Source organism: Phascolarctobacterium succinatutens YIT 12067, assembly GCF_000188175.1.
Lineage (GTDB): Bacteria > Bacillota > Negativicutes > Acidaminococcales > Acidaminococcaceae > Phascolarctobacterium_A > Phascolarctobacterium_A succinatutens.
The window spans coordinates 65613-72581 of record NZ_GL830857.1 but is presented as its reverse complement, the minus strand read 5'-3'; the positions used below and the strand labels follow the sequence as shown (position 1 = coordinate 72581).

Annotated in this window: 5 protein-coding genes; all 5 read left to right on the top strand. The window is 39.9% G+C overall.

What is annotated here, in order from left to right; translation table 11 throughout:
- Positions 1-141: 141 nt before the first annotated feature.
- The 5 genes from HMPREF9443_RS02140 to HMPREF9443_RS10275 all read left to right on the top strand — a co-directional run bounded on the left by HMPREF9443_RS02140 (position 142) and on the right by HMPREF9443_RS10275 (position 6745).
- On the top strand, positions 142-1056 hold the full coding sequence (locus tag HMPREF9443_RS02140) for a hypothetical protein (protein WP_230197134.1): 915 nt from the start codon (positions 142-144) through the stop codon (positions 1054-1056).
- Positions 1057-1071: 15 nt separating this feature from the next.
- Entirely contained in the window at positions 1072-1884 is an 813-nt protein-coding gene (locus HMPREF9443_RS02135; RefSeq protein WP_009144854.1) for a hypothetical protein, read from the top strand.
- A gap of 15 nt (positions 1885-1899) precedes the next feature.
- On the top strand, positions 1900-2916 hold the full coding sequence (locus HMPREF9443_RS02130) for a ferredoxin (protein WP_009144853.1): 1017 nt from the start codon (positions 1900-1902) through the stop codon (positions 2914-2916).
- Positions 2917-3382: 466 nt separating this feature from the next.
- Positions 3383-5470 (top strand): hypothetical protein, encoded by a 2088-nt coding sequence (locus tag HMPREF9443_RS02125; protein WP_009144852.1) that lies wholly within the window; start codon positions 3383-3385, stop codon positions 5468-5470.
- Between the two features lie 18 nt (positions 5471-5488).
- Positions 5489-6745 carry a lecithin retinol acyltransferase family protein gene (locus tag HMPREF9443_RS10275; RefSeq protein ID WP_009144851.1) on the top strand — a complete coding sequence of 419 codons (1257 nt, stop codon included), beginning with the start codon at positions 5489-5491 and terminating at the stop codon, positions 6743-6745.
- Positions 6746-6969 lie beyond the last annotated feature (224 nt).

Here is a 6969-nt window from a genome sequence, read left to right as displayed (position 1 = left end):
TTACGGGTGCTCAGCACCTGCGAAGTTTGAGCAAAAAAATATACTGAAGCAGGCGCTGCGCAAATTAATGATGTATCAGAGACTTTATTTGGCAAGAAAATCTTCAAGACAAATAAAAAAGCTGTTGACTGCCCGGATGCTGTGACGAGCGTTAATATGCTGAAAGAAGAAGTGAAGGCAGAGGCGCATATACGGACACAGGCGACTAAGTATAAAATAGAAAATACGGTTAATGAAATAAAAAACAGCAAAGTTATCAGTTCTAAGTTGGATGCAGTTGCGCCATCGGTAAAGAAGGCTGCTTCTGCCGGCAGGGAAGCAGCCTTTGTAACTGTAGCTGTTTCCGGCTTGACTAATCTTGTGGGCTTGGTGAAAGGTGAACAGGACATTAAGCAGGCTGTAAAAAATGTTGGGAAGGATACTGTATGGAGCTTTGGCAGTGCTGCCGGTATTTCGGTAGTACAGGATGGTGTTGTCGCAGTAGCGAAAAAGGCCGGGGCAAAGGATTTTGCTAAGCTGGCAGGAAAAAATTTGCCGATTATGCAGCTGACGATGGCTGTAGAAATAGGTGGCATTGTTGCGAACTATTTAGATGGCAATATCAGCGGCGAAGAATGCTCTGCACAAATTGTTTGCGGCACTGCAGGTGTATTGGCAGCGAACATGGCTTTTGCCTTGGGCGGACCGGTAGCGGCAGTGGTTACTTCCCTGGTTGTGGGAGAAATAACCAGAGCGGTCACTAAATATCAGATGGAACGCAGGTTGGATAAAAAACGGCAGGCGGAATTTAAGCATATTATTAATACTGCATTGCAAAGTCTGGCGCAGCAAAAGCAGCGGATTGATGAATACAATAAAGCAAGAGATGCATATATGACGGCGGTTTTTGATGGTGGTTTTGAGCATGTTATGCAGGGCGTTTACGCAGTAGATGATAAAGCGATTACCCAAGGACTGAATGATATTCTGGCGGTATTTAAGCAAAAATGTGCTTTTCAGTCGCTGGAAGAGTTTAACAATTTTTTTGATGATAAAGATGCAGTGCTGACATTATGAAGGGGGTAAGATGATATGATCGGACTTATACTTGGGGCAGCAGCTTTAGGCAGTAGCTTTTATGGTGCTGAGAAATCAATGCAGATAGATAGCAGGACAAAAAAGCGTTATGCTAAAGCTTTTGCGATGGAGCAAGAAGCTCACAGGCTTGTGGAAGCCAAGAAGCAGGCAGCGGATGATGCTATGAAGAAGCTTTCCAACCGTAAGCGTTCGATATTAATTACTTCAATGCAGAATTTTGTTGATGTGTATAGCAAGCTCATGAAAATTGACTTTCGTGATGACAAGATGCTTGCAGTTTTAAATCAGCAGAGCTTTAGCACAGAAGAAATACAGATTATCCATGCAGTAGCGCAGACAGCAGTAAGACCAATGACAGATAAAGAAATTGCTGTCAGTATCTTAAAGGGCTTCGGCGTATTTGGCTTAGGCAATGCGTTTATCAATGATTCTGAAAGGGAGCTGCAAATGGCTGGCGCGCAGCTGCGCAGTTCGCGTGTTGTCTATAGTCAGGCTGAAAATTTAGCTGCTGTTTTAGACGGTGTGATAGCTTCTTGCAATAAGGTGTCTGATTTATTGCCGAGGTTAAACAGGTTGTTTATGCAAGCTATTACATATTCAGATGAACTTATTGCTGCTAAGGGCATGGATAGAGCTGCTTATACAGAAAACGACCGCAAGGCCTTTTGCAGCTGTATAAATCTGGCGGTTACACTGAAAAAAATTATTGATGCTCCTGTACTTACGGACGAAGGAAAGGTTACGCAAGAAACAAAGGAAGCGGTGGCAATTGGCAGTCAGTGTATGCAGGATATAAAAAAATTATGATTTGGAGGAATCAATATGAAAAAGTTTGTGGTTAGTGAAAAATGCATTGCTTGTGGCAACTGCTTATTAGAAACAAAACTTTTGCAGGAAGATGCAGAAGGCAAGGCTGTGCCTGTAAATGGTGGCTATTTTAGTGATGATTTTTTAGCGAAGGCTGAAGAAATTGTTGCCGGTTGCCCTGTGCAAGCTTTAAGCATAGCGGAAGGCGCAGGCGCAGACTTAAGCAAGCTGCCGGAAAAACTGCAAAACGCTTTAGCCAAGATTACTGTTCCGAATGTTACCCGAAAAGATGTTGAGATGCACGCACAGGATTACCGTATGACTTGTTCCTATCCGCAGGGAGAATATCGTTATGATTATTCCAGCGAAAGCAGAGCTATGAGTGCTGCGGAAAGTGAATTTGACCGTATCTGCTATTCACAGTATAAGAAATTCATTCTTGAGGTTTTTGTGCAATACAAGGAAGATAAGCTGAGAAGATTTTATACCTTTGATGAAAGTGGCTTCTGGGGGCAGATTAACAAGCAATATGCAGATGTGCTGCAGGAATTTGCCGGAGCGGCAGCTGCAGGCGGAATTATGCTGCCAGCAGACTTTAAAGAATTTGAGGTTTTCCCCGGCGGCAGTAAGAATTCTACGCTTGTTGATATCATCAATGCAAGGCTCAAAGAGTTTGAAGACCGCGGCTGCAGTGATGTAATGAGAGAGTTTAATGGCTGCAATTATACTTCCCGTAGTGATTATAGGGATTATATGGATACAGATGATACAGAAGTATATGCAGGTACGAGTTTCTTCGGTAATGATAAATATGAAGATAAATACTGCTATAAAGATGTAAATAAGGCTTGCGAAGAATATATGGGAGATTTGAAGGACGCCATTAATTATGTGGATTACGATTCCCAGGTTATCGATACCATTGATGCGGCCTTAAAGGATTACAAAGAGCGTGTCCAAAAGGAAATAGACAAAAAGGTTGCCCTGCTGAGTAAGGCAGTTGCAAATTCAAAAGCAGCACTGCTGAAATAAGGCGGATAAAACTGCTAGGATTAAAGAAGCATTAAATTGTTGTAGGTTTATAAGAAGTGCCGCACGAAATACACTTATGTTAATTTGTGCGGCATTTCTCGTTTTTATTATATTGATAATATGCTATAATAAGTAGTAGGAATTTACCTCAGTTGCAATAAGGTGGCGCTAATTATGCCGGAACAAAATATTAAAGGTTATAATTAAATTAGTTAACCGAAAATGCTTAGCAGATTTAGCCTTATGCAGCTAAATACAAATTAAGGGGCTGGTTTCCGTGAGTTGGAAGGTTTATGTAAAAGTCAATCGTTGGCTATGAGTTTTGCTGAAGAATGTACCTGCGTGGAGCGGGCTTCTTGAGGAGACACATATTGGCGGTTGGCTTTTTTTGATTTAACTTGATAAAAATAGCGCAAAATATGTATTCTGTAAAAGAGTTTAGTAAAAAATCAGGAGGTAAAATTTTATGAGTAATTTGGCATCATTAACAGCGCAAAGAGAAGGCTTGTTAAAAAAGATTCGTGCAATAGAAGCATCCTGTGAGGGTATAGAAAATGAGAATAATGCCAAGAGAGTACAGAAATTAAATTTGGAGCAAGCACAGTACTCTGCGCAAAGGCAGGAAATAGCTGCGAAATTAGCAGTATTAGATGGGAATTTAGCAAATATAAATGCAGAGATATTAGAATTATCAGGAACGGGTTTCGAAAAAATTCTTGAGGCCATCAAGAACCAGAGATGGTATTTTATCAAAAACAAACCTAACATTCTTTTTGATAAAAATTCAGGATTGATTTGGGCTAACTTATATACATTTACTTATGCCGAAGAAGCTAAAGGGAATTGGTATCATTCAAGTGAGGTTGATAATCTAATTGCTGATTATTCATTCGGTATGGATGGCTTTAGATTGCCTACTTGTTATGAGCTTTGGCAAGCAGTAGAGGATAGAACGATACCTTTTTATCGAGATAATAGTAATGGACGTAGGTTATTTGGTTTGAGATATTGGCTTTGCGAATATAATGGAGGTATAGCAGGAAAAAGTTTGGATGATTGTGGAGCTACAACTGGTTGGTCTGATACAAATAAAGGAGCATTATTCCCCTGCTCTGATTATTTGATTCAAAACTCGGATTATCAAGAAAAAGTTAAACCGGGAAATCCTGTTTATACAGAAAAAGAACGCCTTCAATTTACTTTAGACCTGTTCACCCAAAATGAATTATTACCTGTTTTTAATGATGAAGCAATTACGGAGCTTTATAAGCAAATATACTTTGAAAAGCCCGAGCTTTTAGCGCAATTACAAGAACTGCAAACGCAAATTAAGGGGCTGCAGAAGGTCACATTGCTTTCATCTGATTTTGATTACACAGCATTGTTGTCCAAATATGATCTCAAGGCTATTGATGCTTCTCTCATCAAGTATTATCAGGCCGTGCAGCAGTGGTGCAGGGAACTCATGGAAAAAGTAGATTATTACGAAGAACAAAAGGCGTCGGTAATCAAGGATTTCAATTTAATCAGTCTTAAGCTTTCAAAAAAATATGAAGCTAATTCTAACCTTACAGAAGCAGAAAACACCTTGCTGTGTGATAGACAACACTTCTTCCAAAAAAACTTTTCTTTGGGAATGAACAGCGTTAAAACAAAGATTTTGGCTGTGAAGAAGCAGGCAGATGCTTTGGAATACAGAATTGATGAAATTGATGAAGGTGAAAATTCTCTTCGTGAATTGGCAGAGCTGGAGCAGGAAAAGAGAGCAAGCTTTGCTTTCTTAGCGGAGAATACTGCCAAAATCATCAAAAATGCTTTGCGCAAGATTGAATATTTTGAGGCAAACCATACCTTCGTCATGAATGCTATTAATATCTGGGAGAATTGGACTGAAGGCTATAGAGTGTTCAAAACAACCTATAAAGAGGATATGAAGCATGACTGCGAAGATGATGGAATTGAAGAAGAAATATGGTCTGCCTGGTATCAGGATTGGCAACAGTTAAGATATGTGATTGAATTAAAAATGCAGCCAGTTATTGAACGTGGCTTGCGCGGTTCCATGCCGACGAATAAAGAAGTCAAGACATCTGTCCCGGAACAGCTTATTCATATTTTAGATGATTATAAAAAGCAGATTGATAAATTTTACAAGGAAGAACGCAAAGGAATTTATCAGAAATTTGCTTTTCAGGCTGGTGGCAATTTACAGGAGAAGTTTGAAACAGAAAGCAGTCTTTACAAATTTGTAGCGATGCTTCAGTCAGAGCTGCAGGATATTATCTTCAACTGTAAGAATGCAGAAGACAGAGTCTGGATCTTGAATTGGGCAAATAGCCTGCTGGATATTCAAATTGACGAAGTTTTAAAGTTTGTTGCCAATAATGATTTACAAAAAATATCACACACCATCTTAGATGAGTTTGCTGCTTTGAAACAAAAGAATTATGATATTTACCTTGCAGATGCTAAAGCATATAGTGAAGAAAAGTCAAGGCGTGAAAAGGCGTACAATTCTTTGATTTTCAAAATGCGTAAGGATCTGGCTAAGTAGCAAAGGAAGTAATGGTTTATGGAAAGCGTTGTTCCGCAGCTGCCGATAACTGATGCAGTATTTACTGAAGAAATTTGGGTGCAGAAGAATCCTGTAATGGGTGACCATATACGCGTAAAACGTATGCATGGTATTTATACGCATCATGGTATCTATGTTTCATACAATGAAGTAATTCATTTTACCGGTACAGATGATGATAGCATTATGGATTCATCGAAAAACAGGGTTATCAGTTCAGATTTAAATTTTTTCCTCAAAGGCGGGGAGCTGGAGGTAAAAGAATATACTGATGAAGAATTTCAGGACCTGTATGCACCGGACCAGATAGTTGCTTATGCACGTAGCTGCATTGGTGATGGCGATTATAATGTAATTTTTAATAATTGTGAGCACTTTGCCAATGTTTGTACCTTGGGCAGGTTTAGAAGCCATCAGGTAGAACGGTTATTGCAAAATAAGGGGGTTGATGATATGAGCATTTTTGGTAAAATAGGTGGCTGGTTTAAAGGATTGTTTGGTGGCAGTTCCAGTAGTGGTGGTAGTCGCTCGACAAGCTCAACAGTATATGAGCCGGATAAGGTAAGGATAGCTGAGATTGAGCAGAACACAAAGATTAGATTAGCTACCATGGAGCGCGAACGTCAGGAGCTTATGCATAAGGCGCAGATGGAGTTTTTGCAGGCGCATTACGATTGTGAAGAAGCACTTGTGCAGGCCAAGGTGAAGGGATTTGCTGCGACAGCAGAGATGATCATCAGAATGCAGTCCAAGCTGACCGAAATTGCAGAAACACGTATGGAAATTATCGAAAAAGGCTCATTGCCTATTGTCAAGGATATTGAAAAATTTTATGATGAGTTGGGTGATAAAGTAAAAGCAGATAACGATGAGTACAATATGGAAAAACTCCCAGCGTTATTAGAAATCTTGGGAAAATATGAGATTGATTCACCTGCGCATAAGCTGTATCAAAAGCGTATTGAAGACGATATGAGATTGCAGAGTGAGTATTACATGAAGCAGTTGGACAATATTGCGATACGTCAGCAACAGGTTATTAATGGCTTTATCAAAAGTAAAAATAGCATTATAGAACAAACAGGTATGCTGACTAAGGAACTGCTGGCGAGCGTACAGAAGCAAACGTTAGAGCTTAGTCAAGGTGGAGAGACAAGCTTAAAGGAAATACAGCAAAAACAGCAAACGCTTTTGTCAGGTCAGAAACCGTTGGCTTTAAGCGAAGGCAAGCAGGTTGGAGTGAAGAACAAATAACTTCAATTCTTATACTTACTCCGCCAATTATGGCAATCGGCTCTCGGAGAAATCCGGGAGCTTTTTTGTTTTGTAAAATTGTTCCTTGCGAAATGTTACAGCGGTTTACCCCGCACAGGGTTTGCCACCCCAACCCGCTCCGCCAACTATGGCAATCGGCTCTAAGAGAAATCTGAGAGCTTTTTTGTTTTTGAAAAGCCTGCATCATCGTGAAAACTTTATTG